10 protein-coding genes are annotated in these 16,288 nt (G+C 69.1%); 9 read left to right on the top strand and 1 reads right to left on the bottom strand.

The genetic code is table 11. The annotated features are described in order from the left end of the window. Positions 1–151 precede the first annotated feature (151 nt). From RZ1_RS03530 to idi, 7 genes are all read left to right on the top strand, one after another. The gene (locus tag RZ1_RS03530) at positions 152–655 is read left to right on the top strand and encodes a hypothetical protein (RefSeq protein WP_238071626.1); all 504 of its coding nucleotides are present in this window, start codon (positions 152–154) and stop codon (positions 653–655) included. Between the two features lie 375 nt (positions 656–1,030). Next, positions 1,031–1,228 (top strand): hypothetical protein, encoded by a 198-nt coding sequence (locus RZ1_RS31140; RefSeq protein ID WP_072809274.1) that lies wholly within the window; start codon positions 1,031–1,033, stop codon positions 1,226–1,228. Between the two features lie 68 nt (positions 1,229–1,296). Beyond that, positions 1,297–2,142: a carotenoid biosynthesis protein gene (locus tag RZ1_RS03515; protein ID WP_072809272.1), complete on the top strand. Its 846-nt coding sequence runs from the start codon at positions 1,297–1,299 to the stop codon at positions 2,140–2,142. 8 nt (positions 2,143–2,150) lie between these two features. Next, a complete protein-coding gene (locus RZ1_RS03510; protein WP_238071625.1) occupies positions 2,151–3,434 on the top strand; it encodes a glycosyltransferase family 2 protein in 1,284 nt (427 codons plus the stop codon). After that, positions 3,431–5,053: a phytoene desaturase family protein gene (gene crtI / locus RZ1_RS03505; RefSeq protein ID WP_072809269.1), complete on the top strand. Its 1,623-nt coding sequence runs from the start codon at positions 3,431–3,433 to the stop codon at positions 5,051–5,053. The genes RZ1_RS03510 and crtI overlap by 4 nt, the downstream gene beginning before the upstream one ends. Then, a complete protein-coding gene (locus RZ1_RS03500; protein ID WP_072809303.1) occupies positions 5,046–6,032 on the top strand; it encodes a phytoene/squalene synthase family protein in 987 nt (328 codons plus the stop codon). The genes crtI and RZ1_RS03500 overlap by 8 nt, the downstream gene beginning before the upstream one ends. Before the next feature lie 41 nt (positions 6,033–6,073). Beyond that, entirely contained in the window at positions 6,074–6,661 is a 588-nt protein-coding gene (idi, locus tag RZ1_RS03495) for an isopentenyl-diphosphate Delta-isomerase (protein WP_072809267.1), read from the top strand. Between the two features lie 9 nt (positions 6,662–6,670). Here the strand turns inward: idi and RZ1_RS03490 are convergent, their stop codons facing one another. Next, positions 6,671–9,508, bottom strand: coding sequence for an FAD-binding and (Fe-S)-binding domain-containing protein (locus RZ1_RS03490; RefSeq protein ID WP_083583506.1), 2,838 nt, complete (start codon positions 9,506–9,508; stop codon positions 6,671–6,673). Positions 9,509–9,619: 111 nt separating this feature from the next. Between RZ1_RS03490 and RZ1_RS03485 the strand changes: the two genes are divergently transcribed. Then, positions 9,620–12,901, top strand: a complete 3,282-nt coding sequence (locus tag RZ1_RS03485) for an arabinosyltransferase domain-containing protein (protein ID WP_072809265.1) — start codon at positions 9,620–9,622, stop codon at positions 12,899–12,901. Positions 12,902–12,964: 63 nt separating this feature from the next. Next, entirely contained in the window at positions 12,965–16,273 is a 3,309-nt protein-coding gene (locus tag RZ1_RS03480) for an arabinosyltransferase domain-containing protein (RefSeq protein ID WP_072809264.1), read from the top strand. Positions 16,274–16,288 lie beyond the last annotated feature (15 nt).

Below are 16,288 nucleotides of genomic sequence, written 5' to 3'. Positions count from 1 at the left end.
ACGCACCAGCATCGAGCTACCCCCGATCCCCGACCCGAAGACCGGCGAACCACGTCCACCTCGCGCACCACGAATCCATCAGGGAAAGGATCAGACACCGCAGGACCGTCAACCCCACAATCCGCCCTCACCACCGAGCGGCCACGGACCCATGCTCGAGTGGATCCAACCGACCGTCCGCCTTCAATACGGTGCGGCCGCAGCGATGGCGGGAATACTTGTCGTGTTCGCGATCGTCCGAACAGGCGGATTCGAATGGCTCCACTGGTGGTGGTACTGGGTACTTCTCGTGTTCGGATCCTGGATAATGTTCCGTGCCACCAAGAATCATTGGACCGCAGGCGGCGCTACCTGGGTGCAATGGCGCAGCAGTTGGGTCGACACCTATCGCCTCACCCGTATCCGCTTCTCTGCTGACGGAACCAACCGCGTCCTGCGTCTGCGGGACGCACACGGCAACGAAATCCATTCGTTCAAGATCAGCGAGATCCAAGGCAACCCCGACCTCTGGGACCTCGTCTACAACGGCATCCTTCACTCCGTCGCATCCGGAAACTGCGACATCGACGCCAAAACCCGCCGAATCCTGCAGATCCCCTACGAACTCGGACCCCGACCGACCGGCAAACGCGCCGACAGAAGACGACTCTGGTGAACAGCCTGGATTGCGCCGCGGACGGCAACGTCACGGTGTCGAAGGTCTCGTAGGTGCTCGGGGGCCGATAGCCGCACGCGTTCTGCTGCGCCGGACCTGATCGGCGCGGAAACCGGCACCGTGTCGGAAACAGAGACGAACTCCACGATCGAGTGGATTGCCTCCGCGCTCGACGGAGTCTTCGAGGTGTTGCGGCTCGCGCACATGCGGATGAACGCGGTCAACGACGACCGACAGGGCTTCCGGATCGCAGGCGACCACGCCCGAAAATTCTCTCCCATCCATCGGCGCCCACGCTCCGAATCACTCTTCGCACGGTGATGGTTGCGTCGCCATGGACGAGCCGGACCAGTCGAGAGAGGAGCTGCATTCACAATGGCAGTGTCGAACCGTCCTTCTCATCCCGGTGAGGATTCGGTCCCGGTCGCTCCCGGATTCCTCCAGCTCTTCATGGAAGCGAACCGACTCGCGGGTCGTGCGCACTCGAGTGAACAGTGGGTGCACCCCGCCTATGGCGACGGCGCCGAAGCGCAGGCCGGCGGCGGCGCCGCGGGTGATCGGCGACCGAGGTGACGCCGTCCGAGCCGGTCCTGTCCCGGCCGAACGTCCGCCCGGCCCCATCGACCTCCGGTGGGCCGCGGATGCGGGCGGTACTCCCGGTGTGGATCCTCGTCGGGTTGGCGTTGACCGCCCAGATCGCCTACGTCACGGTCGACGGCGGCTCGCGCGACACGTTCACCATCGCAGTCGTTGCGCTGTCGGCTGCCGCTGCCCTCGTGCATGCAAGTGTGTCCAGGGGACCGGTCTGGGCGTTCGTGCTGCTCGCCGCGACCGCGGGGTTGGGTCTGGTTGCCGAGACGGTAGGGACGGCGACAGAGCTTCCCTTCGGTGGCTACTTCTACACCGGCGATCGCCTCGGGTGGGATATCGGTGGGGTCCCCGTTGTAGTTCCGCTCGCGTGGATGGCCGGCTTCTACCCGATCTGGTGTGCGGTGACGTACGTGCTCGAGCGCAGCCGTATACCTGCGACCCGACTGCCGATCCAGCGGACGGTGATCACGGCCACGGGGATGGTCGGCTGGGATCTGTACCTGGACACCCAGATGGTGACCGACGGGCAGTGGACGTGGACCTCCGGTGCGTCCGGTCTGCCGGGCATACCGTCGATCCCGTTCACCAACTATCTCGGCTGGTTCGGCACCGCTCTGCTGATGGCGATCGTCGTCGAGGTCATCGGCAGGCGCGTCGACGCGGGTCGGGACACCGCGCCGCGGGTGCCGGACACCGCGCCACTGGTCTTGTTCCTGTGGACGTGGCTCGGATCCGCGTTCGCGCATGCACTGGTCCTGGACGGCCCTGAACTGCGCTATTCGGCGGTCTACGGATTCTGTGTCATGGGAATCGTCGGGATCCCGTTGCTGTGGACGCTGATCCGGCGACGCGGACCGCGCCGGGTCACAACACGACGTCGGGACCGGTCGCTGTGACCCGGCGGATGCCCGTCGTGGAACGGCTGACCGCGAGCGGCGCGGTTCTGGCGGCGTTGTCGGCGACACTGTCGATCGGCAACGCGTTGTCGATGCCCCGGCTGCGGCGGCCGGGCGCCGTGGAGACGAGCGAACGGGTCGTGGTGTGCGTCCCGGCGCGGGACGAGGAGACCACTCTGCCACTGCTCATCGGTGACCTTCGCGCTCAGACGTACCCGGGTGAGCTTCGGGTAGTCGTCCTCGACGACGAGTCCCGCGATGGGACACTGGATGCCGCGCACCGCGCCGCCGGCGAAGACTCGCGGATCGTCGTGGAGTCGAACACCCTCCCGCCACCGCCGGGCTGGACCGGAAAGGCAGCAGCTTGCCGGCGCCTTGCCGACCTGGCTTTCGCCGGTGGTCCGCCTGCCGACGTGATCGCTTTCGTCGACGCCGATGTCCGGCTGTCACCCGACGCCATCACAGCGACAGTGGCCGAACTGCGGCGCCGCGACGCAGCCCTCGTACGTCCGTGGCCCGAACAGTACGCAGACAGCATCGCGGAGCGACTGCTCCAACCGCTGCTGAGCTTCTCGTGGATGTCGACGACGGTCGTCGCTGCGGCGAATCGGTCACTGCGGCAATCCTTGGCTGTGGCGTGCGGCCAGTTCCTGATGTTCGACGCCGCCGCGTACCGCCGGATCGGCGGCCACGAGCCGGTCGCATCCAGCGTTACCGAGGACCTTGCCATCGCGCGAGTTCTGCGTCGCCACGGTGAGCGCACCGTCCTGGTGTCCGGTGCCGGATTCGTCGGGTGCAGGATGTACCGGAACTGGACCGATCTGCGGATGGGCTACACGCGATGGTTGTGGTCCGCGTTCGGTGGGTGCGCCGGGTCCTCAGCCGTTTTCACCCTGGCAGCCGTGACCTACCTGCTGCCCGCCGTCGTGGCGGTTCTGGGATCGGGTCGCGTGCGTCGTGTGGGAACCCTCGGGTACCTCGCGGGCGTGATCGCGCGACTGGGTTCGGCGATCTCCGAAACAGCGCCGTTCGAGACAGCGGGCGGCAACGACGGTGCCGCAGGACGGACGACGATCGACAGCATGGTGCGACACGTTGCGAGTGCAGGCGTGCATCCGCTCGCCACCGTCGTCTTCGCCGGACTCGTCGTCGACTCCCACATCCGTCGAGCTCGAAACACCCTCTCGTGGAAGGACAGACCACTGCAACGTTCGACAAATACGACCCCGTCCCGCCGAGTGCAGAAGCGAAAGAGGAGAACCCCCATGTCGATCCTGGACGGTGCCGTATGAAGACGGTGCACGGGCGGACCCAGTCGGTTGTCGTGGTGGGTGCGGGTCTCGCCGGACTGTCCGCAGCACTTCATCTCGCGGGCGCCGGCAAGCAGGTCACCGTCCTCGAACGGGAAGGGACGATCGGTGGTCGCGTCGGCACGTACGAGGTGCTCGACAGTTCGGGTCGTCGGCTGTACGACATCGACAACGGTGCGAGTGTGCTGACAATGCCCTCGCTCATCGCCGACGCCCTCGCAGCGGTCGGCGAGTCGTTCGAGTCCACCTTCCCCCGGATCACGCTGACCAAGCTCGCGCCGAGCTACCACGCCCGCTTCGCCGATGGCAGTTCCCTCGATGTGTTCTCCGATCCCGTCGCGATGAGCGCCGAGATCGAGCGGGTGTGCGGTCCGGGTGAAGCCGCCGGTTACCGTCGGCTTCGACACTGGCTGGCGTCGATCTTCGACACCGAGTTCGACCGCTACATCGCGTCCAACTTCGATTCTCCACTCGACCTCGTGTCGACGCGCGCGGCGCTGCGCGACACGGTGCGACTCGCTCGCCTGGGCGGGTTCGGGCGGCTCGGCCCGCAGGTCGGGTCCTTCGTCCAGGACGACCGGCTGCGGCGGATCTTCACGTTCCAGGCGTTGTACGCGGGAATGGCGCCGTCGAAAGCACTGGGCGTGTACGGAGCCATCGCCCACATGGATACCTCGCTGGGGGTCTACTTCCCGGAAGGTGGCATGTCCACCATCGCCCGAGCCATGGCAGATGCCCTGACCCGGCACGGCGGGACCGTGCACACCGGCGCGAACGTGACTGCAGTGGACGTAGACAGCGACCGCGCCACCGGCGTTCGGACTGCAGATGGACGCCACTTCCCTTGCGATGCAATGGTTCTGACGGCAGATCTGCCTGTGGTGGATCGGCTGCTCGACAACGCGGGCGTCACCACGCGGGGACGAACGCGTGGCTACGCCGTGGCGTCGCCGTCGGCCGTGGTCTTCCACGGCACGGTACCCACCGAGGTGACGACGACGTGGCCGGCGCGCGCCCACCACACCATCGACTTCGGCGGGCAGTGGTCCGAGACGTTCGCGCGGATCACGGCCCCCCGCGGGCAGGGAAGGTTGATGTACGACCCGTCCCTGCTGATCACGCGACCGGCCGTCACCGATCCGGCTCTGCACGTCGTCCGTAACGGCATCCGCAGCGAGCCGGTCTCCGTGCTGGCGCCCTGCCCCAACCTGGACAGCGCTGCGCTGAACTGGGACCGGTTGGGGGTGCCGTACATGCACGAACTTCAGGACGACCTCGAGCGGCGGGGTTATCGGAATCTGCGGGCGTCGATGGCTGTCGACCATCTCGACACCCCGCAGACCTGGCTCGACAAGGGCATGCTCGCGGGCAGTCCGTTCTCCTCGGCCCACGTGTTCCGCCAGACCGGCCCGTTCCGTCGCAAGAACATGGTCTCGGGACTCGGCAATGTCGTCCTCGCAGGATCGGGTACCACCCCGGGGGTCGGTGTCCCGACCGTCCTGATCTCCGGGCGGCTCGCCGCCGAACGCATCAGCGCCGCGCAGGCGGGTGCCGGAACGCCGCGCCCGGATGCGCTCCGAATGGGGTTGCGCCGTGGGTGAACTCGACGGAATCGATCCCGGCCTGCACTCGGCCTACCGCTTGTGTCGCTCACTGAATGCGCGACACGGAAAGACATACTTCCTGGCAACCAGGCTGCTTCCGGCGTCCAGACGTGCCGGCGTGCATGCGCTCTACGGATTCGCCCGGATGGTCGACGATGTCGTCGACGTCGGCGCAGACCTCTCCGTCACGCCGACGGACCGGGCAGCCGCTCACTCGCTGGACATGCTCGAGACTCGTGTTCGCGCGGCCCTGGAAGGCGGCGCGCCGGGGCACAGCGAATCCGACCTCGTCCTCCGTGCCCTGGCGGATACCACCGCGCGATACGACATTCCGCACGACTACCACTACGCCTTTCTGCATTCGATGCGGATGGACATACCCGGAACGGCCGTGTTCCGCTCGAGATACCGGACGATGTCGGAGCTGTCGGAGTACATGTACGGCTCTGCTGCCGTGATCGGCCTGCAGATGCTCCCCATCCTGGGCACGACGGGATCGCTCGACGACGCCGTCGCCCCGGCACGCGCGCTGGGCGAGGCATTCCAGCTGACCAACTTCATCCGCGACATGGGAGAGGATCTGGATCGCGACCGGATCTATCTACCGATCGATGAACTCGAAGCGTTCGGCGTCGACGAGGATCTTCTCCGGTACTGTCGCGGCACCGGCCGCACCGACACCCGGCTCGTGCGGGCACTCGCCCACCTCGTCGCGCACACCCGGGCGGTGTACCGCACGGCCGAACCGGGCATCGCCATGCTCGACCCGGTCGCCCGCCCCGCGATCCGCACCGCGTTCGTGCTGTATGCCGACATCTTGCGGGAAGTGGAGGAAAGCGGCTACCGCGTGCTCGACGAGCGAGCCGTCGTTTCCCGACGGCGCCGACTCGCGGTCGCGATACCTCAGCTCGTAGTCGCCGGATGGGCATCGGTGCAGTCGCATCGGGCCGGTTCACGGCAATCCCGTGCGGCGTGAGACCCGGACACCCACCGATCGGACACAAAGTAAGGACTCACATGGAACATGTCGTGCTTGTCGACGAGGCCGGCCGCGCCGTCGGCACCGAGCCGAAAGCGACTGTCCACACCACCGCGACACCACTGCACCTGGCGTTCTCGGCGTACGTCTTCGACGGCCGCGGGAGGCTCCTGGTCACGCGTCGCGCTCGGGAGAAACCCACGTGGCCGGGCGTCTGGACGAACAGTTGCTGCGGACATCCGGCCCCGGACGAGCCGCTGCACGAAGCGGTCCGGCGGCGGCTGCATCACGAACTCGGAATCGATTCGTCCGATGTGGGGCTCGTCCTGCCCGACTTCCGCTATCACGCAGTGATGGACAGCGGCATCACCGAGAACGAAATCTGTCCCGTCTTCCGGGTGCTCGACGACGGACCGCAGCCCGTCCCGAATCCGGAGGAAGTGGACGACGTCGAATGGATCGACTGGGCAACCTTCGCGGAGAACGTCGCGAGCGGGTACCGCAGCGTGTCGCCATGGTGCCGCGAGCAGGTACGACAACTCCGTCGACTCGGACCCGATCCCGCCGGCTGGCCCGTCGCGCCGGTGACCGCCCTACCTCCCGCCGCGCAGCGCACCACTCGATGATGGCTCCCGTCACCCGGGGGGAAGGCGGGAGGCGAGGAGTTCGGCCAGATGCAGCCCGCGACGGTCGGTGAGATCGGCGAGCTGGGTACGGCACGAGTAGCCGTCGGCGAGGACGATGTGATCGTCGGCCGCCGCCTCGACCGCGGGAAGAAGCTGATGCTCCGCGACCGCGACGGACACCTCGTAGTGGCCGCGTTCGACACCGAAGTTCCCGGCGAGGCCACAGCATCCACCGAGGCGGGTGACGGCGGCGCCGGCGTGCCGCAGAAGGTCCGCGTCGGCGTCCCAGCCCATCACCGCATGGTGGTGGCAGTGCGGCTGCGCAACGACGGTGGTGCCGGCCAGCGACGGCAGTGACCGGTCGGCGAGCAGTTCGGCAAGCGTCACCGTCGACTGCGCGACGACCCGCGCCGGTTGCGATCCGAGCAGATCCACGGTGTCGGATCGCAGCACGGCGGTGCACGACGGCTCGAGCCCGACGATCGGGATTCCGGCGCGGAAGAGCTCGGAGACGGTGCGGCCCAGAATTTTTCGTGCCGCATCGAGCTGCCCGGTGGTGATCCAGGTCAGACCGCAGCACTGCTGCCGGTCGGTGACGCGCACCCGGAATCCGGCTGCCTCGAGCACCTGCACGGCGGCGATCCCGACCTCGGGCGTGAAGTAGTCGGTGAAGGTGTCGACGAACAGCAGCACCGGGTCGCCGACCTGCGACCGCTGCGCTCCGCTGTCGGCGAACCAGCGCCGGAACGTGCGCGTCGCGAACCGCGGGACGCTACGACGTCGGTCCACGCCGGCGACCGTCATCCCCGCCGCGGCGACACCCGGCGTCCGCGCGACGGCGTTGACCAGGCGTGGGGCGCGGCTCGCCCACGCCGCCCAGCGCGGCAACCGGCCCAGCGTGTAGTGCCCGGCCGGACGCGGACGGTGCCGGTACCGCTGGTACAGCACTTCCGATTTCCACGTCGCCATGTCGACACCGGTGGGGCAGTCGGACGCACAGCCCTTGCAGGACAGGCACAGCTCCAGCGCCTCCTGCACCTCACGGGAGCCCCACGAATCGGTGACCAGACCACCGTTGAGCATCTCCTGCAGCACTCGCGCCCGCCCGCGGGTCGAGTCCTTCTCCTCGCGCGTCGCCAGATAGGACGGGCACATGACGCCGCCTGCTGCGGTCGTGTCGGCGCGACACTTGCCGACACCGGTGCAGCGGTGCACGGCACGGGTGAAATCGCCGTCGTCGTTCTCGTACCGGAACGCCAGATTCTTCCGGATGATCTGCGCAGCAGGCACTCTCAAGTCACGGTCGACAGGCGCCGGGTCGACGAGAACCCCCGGATTGAGGATGTTGTCGGGATCGAACACCGCCTTCACACCACCGAACAACCGGAGTGCCGCCGGCGAGTACATCAACGGCAGCAATTCGCTGCGGGCACGTCCGTCGCCGTGCTCCCCCGACATCGATCCGCCGTAGGATGCGACGAGTTGCCCTGCCGCGAAAAGGAACTCACGCAGCAATCCAGGGACCTCGAGCGGTATGTCGAGCCGGATGTGCAGGCAGCCGTCGGCGAAATGCCCGTACGGATACCCGGTGATCCCGTACCCCCCGAGCAGCAACTCGAGTTCGCGTAGATACGCGCCGACCCGCTCCGGCGGAACCGCCGCGTCCTCCCATCCGGCATGCGCGGGCAGACCGGCCGGGCTACGCCCCGACAGTCCCGCGCCGTCCTCCCGGATCCGCCACAGCGCGGCAGCACGCACCGGATCCTCCACCATCAGTGAATCAACCGCTCCCGCAGCATGTTCCAGCGCCGAGGCGCGGTCGCGGACCTCCCCGACCTCGTCGCCGGACAACTCGACGAACAGCCACGCCGCGCCCCGCGGCAGCGGCGGCACCGCACCGGGACCGCGCCGGGTGCGCACCACGTCCACGATCCGCGAGTCGAGGCCTTCACACGCGGTCGGGCCGAACGCGAGCAGACCGTGCGCGGCGTCCCCGGCAGCAGCGATGTCCGGGTAGCCGAGCACCACCAGAATCCGCACGAGCGGGTCGACGACCAATCGCACGGTCGCCTCGGTGATCACCCCGAGCGTGCCCTCGCTGCCCACGATCATGCGGCGCGCGTCGAATCCGTTCTCCGGCGCCAGATGTTCGAGCGCGTACCCGGACGCCTGCCGGCCGAACCGGCCGAACTCGGTGCGGATCGTCGCAAGGTGACCGCCCGCGACCGTGCGCAACTGCTCGAGCAGTGATCCCGAACCCGGCAGCGACAGCGCGTCCCCGGTCCCGGCGATCAGCTCGAGGCCGACGACGTTGTCGACGGTGCGGCCGTAGCCGAGAGTGCGCGCGCCGCACGCATTGTTGCCGATCATTCCGCCGATCGTGCAGCGGTTGTGGGTGGATGGGTCGGGACCGAACCGGAGTCCGTGCGGCGCTGCCGCGCGCTGCAGCTGCGCCTGCACCACCCCCGGCTCGACCCGCGCGGTGCGCGTCGCCGGGTCCACCTCGAGCACCCGATTCAGGTGCCGGGAGAAGTCCATCACCACGCCGGGCCCGACAGCGTTGCCCGCAACGGATGTGCCGCCGCCGCGCGCGGTCAGCGGAACCCCCTGTTCGCGGCACACCGCCAGCACCGCGGCGACCTCGTCGGCGGCGCGGGGCCGGACGACCGCGAGCGGCGGAACCCGGTACAGGGATGCGTCGGACGAGTAGAGGGCCCGGGTGGTGGTGTCGCCCCGCACCTCGGTCACGCCTGCGGCGTGCAGCGCCGCGATCAGATCTCCGGCGTGCGGCGGCCCGACCACGCCTCCGGCGTGCGATGCGTCGACGGGATCGGTCGCGCGGGCCATACCGGACGATGCTAGTCCGACGTCTCGCGGCCCAAGCGCGATACCGGACGCCGGTCTCCGCCGGACAGGGCCGGTCCCCCGCGGGCGCATCCTCGCCTAGCATCGAGCCTTGTGCCCGCCGATTCCCGTTCGCCCGAAACGACCGCTTCCTCTGCCGTGACCGTGCGCACGGCACGCCTGGTCGCGATCGTCACCGGGTTGCTCGGGTTTCTCCTCGCCCTGTCGTTGCCCTTTCTGCCGGTGAAGCAGGAATCGGCGAGTGTGAACTGGCCGCAGAACGACAGCCTCGCCAATCTCGAGGTTCCCCTCATCACGTATTCACCGCTCGAACTGCGCGTCAGCGTCCCGTGTTCGGCGGTGGGCCTGCTCGGCGACGACGGCGGCACCCTCGTCTCGACCGTCCCGACCGCTGCGCCCGACGCCACCGAGAACGCGTTGGTCATCCGGTCGGTGCCGGGCCGGGACGGCGCACCCGGCAGCATCGAAGCGGTCCTGCGCAATTCGGTGCTCGTATCGGCACCGACGGATCAGCCGTGCACGGCGGTGACCGTCGCCTCCAACGCAGAGCGCACCGCCGCGGAGATCGTCGGCCCCGGCGACGACCAGCCCGTCGCGACCGTCGAGGGCGATGTGCGGCCCCAGATGGTCGGGATCTTCTCCGACCTGCAGGGCACCTCGCAGGACCTGACGAGCGGGCCGGATGCGGAGCGGTTGTCGGTGCGCGCCGAACTCGATTCGCGATTCACCTCCACACCGACGACGGTCAAGCTCGTCGCGATGATCGTGTGTGTCCTGTCGACGCTGCTCTCGCTGGTGGCGCTGCACCGGATCGACGGGGTGGATCGTCGCCGTGCCCGCCGGGTGCTCCCCGCCCGCTGGTGGCGGGTGACGGTCGTGGACGGTGTTGTCCTGGGCACCCTGCTGGTCTGGCACGTCATCGGCGCCAACACCTCCGACGACGGCTACATCCTCAACATGGCCCGGGTCTCCGGGAACGCCGGCTACATGGCCAACTACTACCGCTGGTTCGGGGTGCCGGAAGCCCCGTTCGGCTGGTTCTACGACGTGCTCGTGCTGATGACGAAGGTGTCGACGGCGAGCATGTGGATGCGGCTGCCGGCGCTGATCGCCGCCATCGCCTGCTGGATGGTGATCAGCCGCGAGGTGATTCCGCGGCTCGGCGTCGCGGTGCGCCGCAACCGGATCGCCCTGTGGACGGCTGGGCTGGTGTTCCTCGCCTTCTGGCTGCCCTACGACAACGGTCTGCGTCCCGAACCGATCATCGCGCTCGGCGCCCTGCTGACCTGGTGCTCCATCGAACGGGCGATCGCGACCGGGCGCATGCTGCCCGCCGCGATCGCGATACTCATCGCCTCGTTCTCGCTCGCCGCCGGCCCGACCGGCCTCATCGCGGTCGCGGCGCTGATCGCCGGCGCCCGCCCGCTCGTGAAGGTGCTGGTGGCGCGGCGGAACCTGGTGGGCTGGTTCGCGCCGCTCGCCCCGCTCCTCGCGTCCGGAACGGTGGTGATGGTCGCGGTATTCGCCGACCAGACCCTCGCATCGGTGCTCGAGGCGACCCGGGTGCGGTCCGCGGTCGGCCCGAACGTGCCGTGGTTCGACGAACGGCTGCGCTGGGACGCGCTGCTCACCGTGTCGCCGGACGGGTCGCTGGCCCGGCGCTTCGGCGTGTTCGTGATGCTGTTGTGCCTGGTCGTGTGCGTGATGCTGATCCTGCGCAAGGGCCGCATCCCGGGCACCGCGATCGGTCCGTCGCGCCGGATCCTCGGCATCGTGTTCGCGTCGCTGCTGCTGATGATGGCCACACCCACCAAGTGGACCCACCACTTCGGGGTGTACGCGGGCCTGGCCGGATCGGTCGCGGCGCTCGCCGCGGTCGGGGTCGGCGCTGCCGGGATCCGCTCCCCCCGCAACCGGGCCTTGTTCACCGCCGGGGTGCTGTTCGTGCTGGCGATGGCATTCACCGGCTCCAACGGCTGGTGGTACGTCTCGAGTTACGGCATCCCGTGGTGGGACAAACCGCCGTCGATCTCCGGCCACGCATTCTCCACGGCGCTGCTCGCACTGACCGCTGTCGCGCTCGCGTTCGCCGCGTGGTTCCACCTGCGTGAACCGTTCACCGCCCCGAAGCCCGACCGCAACGGGCGGCTACGGACCCTGGCATCCGCGCCGCTGACCGTGGTCGCCGCGTGCGTCGTGCTGTTCGAGGTGCTGTCGCTGCTCAAGGGCGTGGTCGCGCAGGGACCGGCCTACTCGATCGCCCGGTCCAACATCGCGTCGCTGACCGACGGTTGCGGTCTCGCCGACGAGGTGCTCGTCGAAACCGACCCGAACGCGACAGCCCTGGTCCCGCTGGACGGGTCCGTCGCCGACGCGCTCGGCGCGGGCCGCGACGACGGCTTCACCCCCAACGGGGTGGCACTGGACCTGACCGCGGACGAGGAAACCACCACCAGCGGTGGCGCGAACACCATCGACCCAGACGAGGGCGGCACCACCACCTCGACCGGCGCCGGCACCGGCGGCGGTCGAGGTGAGACCGGTGTCAACGGCAGCACGGTGGCGTTGCCGTTCGGGCTGGACCCGGCGACCACCCCGGTCCTGGGCAGCTACCGCGCGGGCGTGCAGCAGAGCGCGGAACTCGAATCCGGCTGGTACGCGCTGCCCGAACGCACCGACGCGACGCCGCTGCTCGTCGTCACCGCCGCCGGGCGCGTGAAGTACGTCGACCCGGACGGGGTCATCAGCCCCGGCCAGGACGTCCGGCTCGAGTTCGGCCGTACCGGTGGCAGCGGTGTCGAACCGGTCGGCGCGGTCGCGCCCGTCGACATCGGTCCGGCCCCGTCGTGGCGGAACCTGCGCGTGCCGCGCGAGCAGATCCCGGCCGACGCGGACGCGGTGCGTCTGGTCGTCACCGACGGGGACCTCGCGCCCGACCAGTGGGTCGCGGTGACGCCGCCGCGGATGCCGCGGCTGGAGACGCTGAACACGGTGGTCGGCGATCAGGCGCCGGTGCTGCTGGACTGGTCCGTGGGTCTGGCGTTCCCGTGTCAGCGTCCGTTCGACCACCGCTACGGGGTCGCCGAGGTCCCCGATTTCCGGATCCTCCCGGACCGGGTCGGTGCGGACGCCACCAACGGCTGGCAGGACCATATCGGCGGTGGCCCGCTCGGGTGGATCCCGCTGCTGCTGAACGCGCAGTCGATGCCCACCTACCTGAACCACGACTGGGATCGCGACTGGGGTTCGCTCGAGCGGTACACCCCGATCGATCCGACCGCGACGACCGCGGACATCCAGGTGGTGGACGTCACCCGGTCCGGGCTGTGGTCACCCGGTCCGATTCGCGACGGTGTTCCGAATCTGATCGAGTGACCCGGGTTACGGGCGGGTAGGGGGCGTGTCGTCACAGGTCACCTGCGGATAACATCGACAATCGTGCCCGACGACGTGACCACGACCACCGCATCTCCAGTCGCCGCGCGGCCGCCGGTCGCGACCGACCTGCGCGCGCAGTACCGCACCACGCGCCTCGTCGCCGTCGTCGCAGGTCTGCTGGGTGTGCTGCTCGCGGTCGCCACCCCGTTCCTGCCGGTGCGCGTCACCGAAGCGACCGTGACGTGGCCGCAGAACGGCTCGACCGGAGCGGTCACCGCACCGCTGATGTCGCAGGTGCCGCTGCGGCTGTCCGCGACCGTGCCGTGCACGACCGTCGCGGAACTGCCCGACAGCGGCGGCATGCTGCTGTCGACCGCCCCGGCAGACGGTGAGAGCGCCGCACTCAACGCGATGTTCGTGCGGGTCGGCGGCGAGAACGTCGACGTGCTCGACCGCAACGTCGTGGTCGCGACCGCACCGCGCAGCGAGGTCGAGTCGAGCGCCTGCAGCGAGATCACCATCTTCTCCGACGTCGATCGCACCACCGCCGAGTTCGTCGGCCTCAGCGACGAGGGCGGCAACCCCCGCGCCGGCGAACTGACCGGTGACCTGCGTCCGCTCGTCGTCGGTGTGTTCAGCGACCTGCGCACCGACGTGCCGGGGTTGAACGTCACCGTCGACGTCGACTCGCGGTTCTCGTCGTCGCCGACGGTCGTGAAGCTGCTCGCGATGATCCTGGCGGCGCTGTTCACGGCGCTGGCCCTGGGCGCGCTCGCCAAGCTCGACGGCACGGACGGTCGTGGACACCGCCGGTTCCTGCCCGCCCGGTGGTGGAAGTTCACCGGCGTCGACATCGTGGTCGTCACGACACTGATCGGCTGGCATTTCTTCGGGGCGAACACCTCCGACGACGGCTACCTGCTCACGATGGCCCGGGCGTCCGAGCACTCCGGCTACATGGCCAACTACTTCCGCTGGTTCGGGGTCCCCGAAGCGCCGTTCGGCTGGTACTACGACGTGCTCGCGGTGTTCGCGAAGATCTCCACCGCCAGCCCGTGGATGCGCCTGCCCGCGCTGATCGCCGGCATCCTCTGCTGGATGGTCATCAGCCGCGAGGTCGTGCCGCGCCTCGGTCGCGCGGTGCGCACCAACCGGATCGCCCTGTGGACCGGCGGCCTGGTGTTCCTCGCGTTCTGGCTGCCCTACAACAACGGCCTGCGGCCCGAGCCGATCGTCGCGCTCGGCGCCCTGCTGACCTGGTGCTCCATCGAACGGGCCATCGCCACCGGGCGTCTGCTGCCCGCCGCGACGGCAGTGCTGATCGGCGCGTTCACGCTCGCCGCCGCCCCCACCGGTCTGATGTGTGTGGCCGCGCTGCTCGCCGGCATCCGGCCCATGACGCGCATCGTCGTGCGCCGCCACCGCCAGGTCGGGACCCTGCCGCTGCTGGCACCGATCGCCGCCGCCGGCACCTTGGTGCTGGTCGTCGTGTTCTCGGACCAGACCCTCGCATCGGTTCTCGAGGCGACCCGCGTGCGCACCATCGTCGGTCCCAACGAGGAGTGGTGGAACGACTTCCTCCGCTACTACTACCTGATGGTGCAGACCGTGGACGGGTCGCTGTCGCGCCGCTTCGCGTTCCTCGTGATGCTGCTGTGCCTGTTCACCTGCCTGCTGGTGCTGCTGCGGCGCCGTCGCATCCCCGGGGTCGCGGTGAGCCCGTCGTGGCGGCTGCTCGGCATCGTCTTCGGCACGATCTTCTTCATGATGTTCAACCCCACGAAGTGGACCCACCACTTCGGGGCGTACGCGGGCATCGCCGGGTCGCTCGGCGCATTGACCGCGGTGGTCGTGTCCGCCAGCGCGCTGCGGTCGCGGCGCAACCGCACGATCTTCCTGGCCGGCCTGCTGTTCGTGCTGGCCGTGTCGTTCGCGGGCATCAACGGCTGGTGGTATGTGTCGAGCTACGGCATCCCGTGGTTCGACAAGACGGTCTCGCTCAGCGGCAACCAGTCCAGCTCGCTGTTCCTGGTGCTGTTCGCGCTGTCCCTCGCGCTGGTCGCCTGGCAGTACCTGCGCGAGGGCTACGCGCCGCCACCGGAGAAACCGACGTCGCCGAAGGGGCGGCGCATCCGCGCGTTCGCCGCGGCACCGCTGACCGTCGTCGCCGGTGCGATGGTGCTGTTCGAGGTGCTGTCACTGGTCAAGGGCGCGGTGTCGCAGTATCCGGCGTACTCGCTGGCGCGGTCCAACATCGGGGCGCTCGCCGGGCAGACGTGCGGGCTCGCGAACGACGTGCTCGTCGAGGTCGATCCCAACGAGGGCAGGCTCGACCCGGTCATCGACCCGGCCAACCCGCCGCAGGACGGTGACGCGCTGGCCGGTGGCGGACCACGCGGCTTCAGCCCCGATGGGGTTCCGTCCGACCTGACCGCCGACTACGTCGAGGTCAAACCGGGTCAGGGCAACACCGACAATCAGAGCATCGGGCCGACCTTCGAGACCGGCGCCGGTGGCGGCACGACCGGTGGATCCGGTGCCCGCACCGTCAACGGCAGCACCGCGAAGCTGCCGTTCGGTCTGGACCCGGCGGTCACCCCGGTGCTCGGCAGCTACCAGACGGGCATCCAGGAACCGGCGATGCTCACGTCGAGCTGGTACCAGCTGCCCGAACGCAGCGACGACGCGCCGCTCATCGTGATCTCCGCGGCGGGCCGCATCTGGTCCGTCGACGACACCGGCGCCACCACGTACGGGCAGTCGCTGCTCGTCGAGTACGGAATCCTGCAGCCGGACGGAACGGTCGAGGTGCAGGGCAGCTACCTGCCCCGCGACATCGGTCCGGCACCGACGTGGCGGAACCTGCGGGTGCCGCTGGACGACCTGCCCGCGGACACGAACGTGGTGCGGATCGTCGCGAACGACCCGAACCTCACCGGTGACCAGTGGCTGGCGTTCACGCCGCCGCGCGTGCCGACGCTCGAAACCCTCAACTCCGTCGTCGGGTCCGAACAGCCGGTGCTGCTGGACTGGGCCGTGGGACTGCAGTTCCCGTGCCAACGTCCGTTCGACCACCGCTACGGCATCGCCGAGATGCCCAATTACCGGATCCTGCCGGATCGTCCGCTGGCGGTGTCGTCGACCGACACGTGGCAGGCCGCCGAGTTCGGTGGTCCCCTCGGCTTCACCGAGGTCCTGGCCCGCCCCGAGCAGGTGCCGACGTATCTGAAGGACGATTGGGCCCGGGACTGGGGTTCGCTGGAGCGGTACACGCCGTTCTACCCGAACGCGACAGCCGCCGAACCGGAGACCACGGTGGTCACCCGCTCCGGCCTGTGGAACCCCGGCACCCTGCGCGTCTACGAGTGACGGGCAGTCGGCCCG

It is taken from the genome of Rhodococcus zopfii NBRC 100606 = JCM 9919 (assembly GCF_001895025.1).
Taxonomy (GTDB): Bacteria; Actinomycetota; Actinomycetes; order Mycobacteriales; family Mycobacteriaceae; genus Rhodococcus; species Rhodococcus zopfii.
This window is presented reverse-complemented; position numbering and strand designations above follow the sequence as displayed.

Excerpts from the sequence above, each read along its gene's own strand:
- RZ1_RS03510 (WP_238071625.1), top strand. The coding sequence starts at position 2,151 with ATGCCCGTCGTGGAACGGCTGACCGCGAGCGGCGCGGTTCTGGCGGCG.
- RZ1_RS03490 (WP_083583506.1), bottom strand. The coding sequence starts at position 9,508 with ATGGCCCGCGCGACCGATCCCGTCGACGCATCGCACGCCGGAGGCGTG.
- crtI (WP_072809269.1), top strand. The coding sequence starts at position 3,431 with ATGAAGACGGTGCACGGGCGGACCCAGTCGGTTGTCGTGGTGGGTGCG.
- RZ1_RS03530 (WP_238071626.1), top strand. The coding sequence starts at position 152 with ATGCTCGAGTGGATCCAACCGACCGTCCGCCTTCAATACGGTGCGGCC.
- RZ1_RS31140 (WP_072809274.1), top strand. The coding sequence starts at position 1,031 with ATGGCAGTGTCGAACCGTCCTTCTCATCCCGGTGAGGATTCGGTCCCG.
- RZ1_RS03515 (WP_072809272.1), top strand. The coding sequence starts at position 1,297 with ATGCGGGCGGTACTCCCGGTGTGGATCCTCGTCGGGTTGGCGTTGACC.
- idi (WP_072809267.1), top strand. The coding sequence starts at position 6,074 with ATGGAACATGTCGTGCTTGTCGACGAGGCCGGCCGCGCCGTCGGCACC.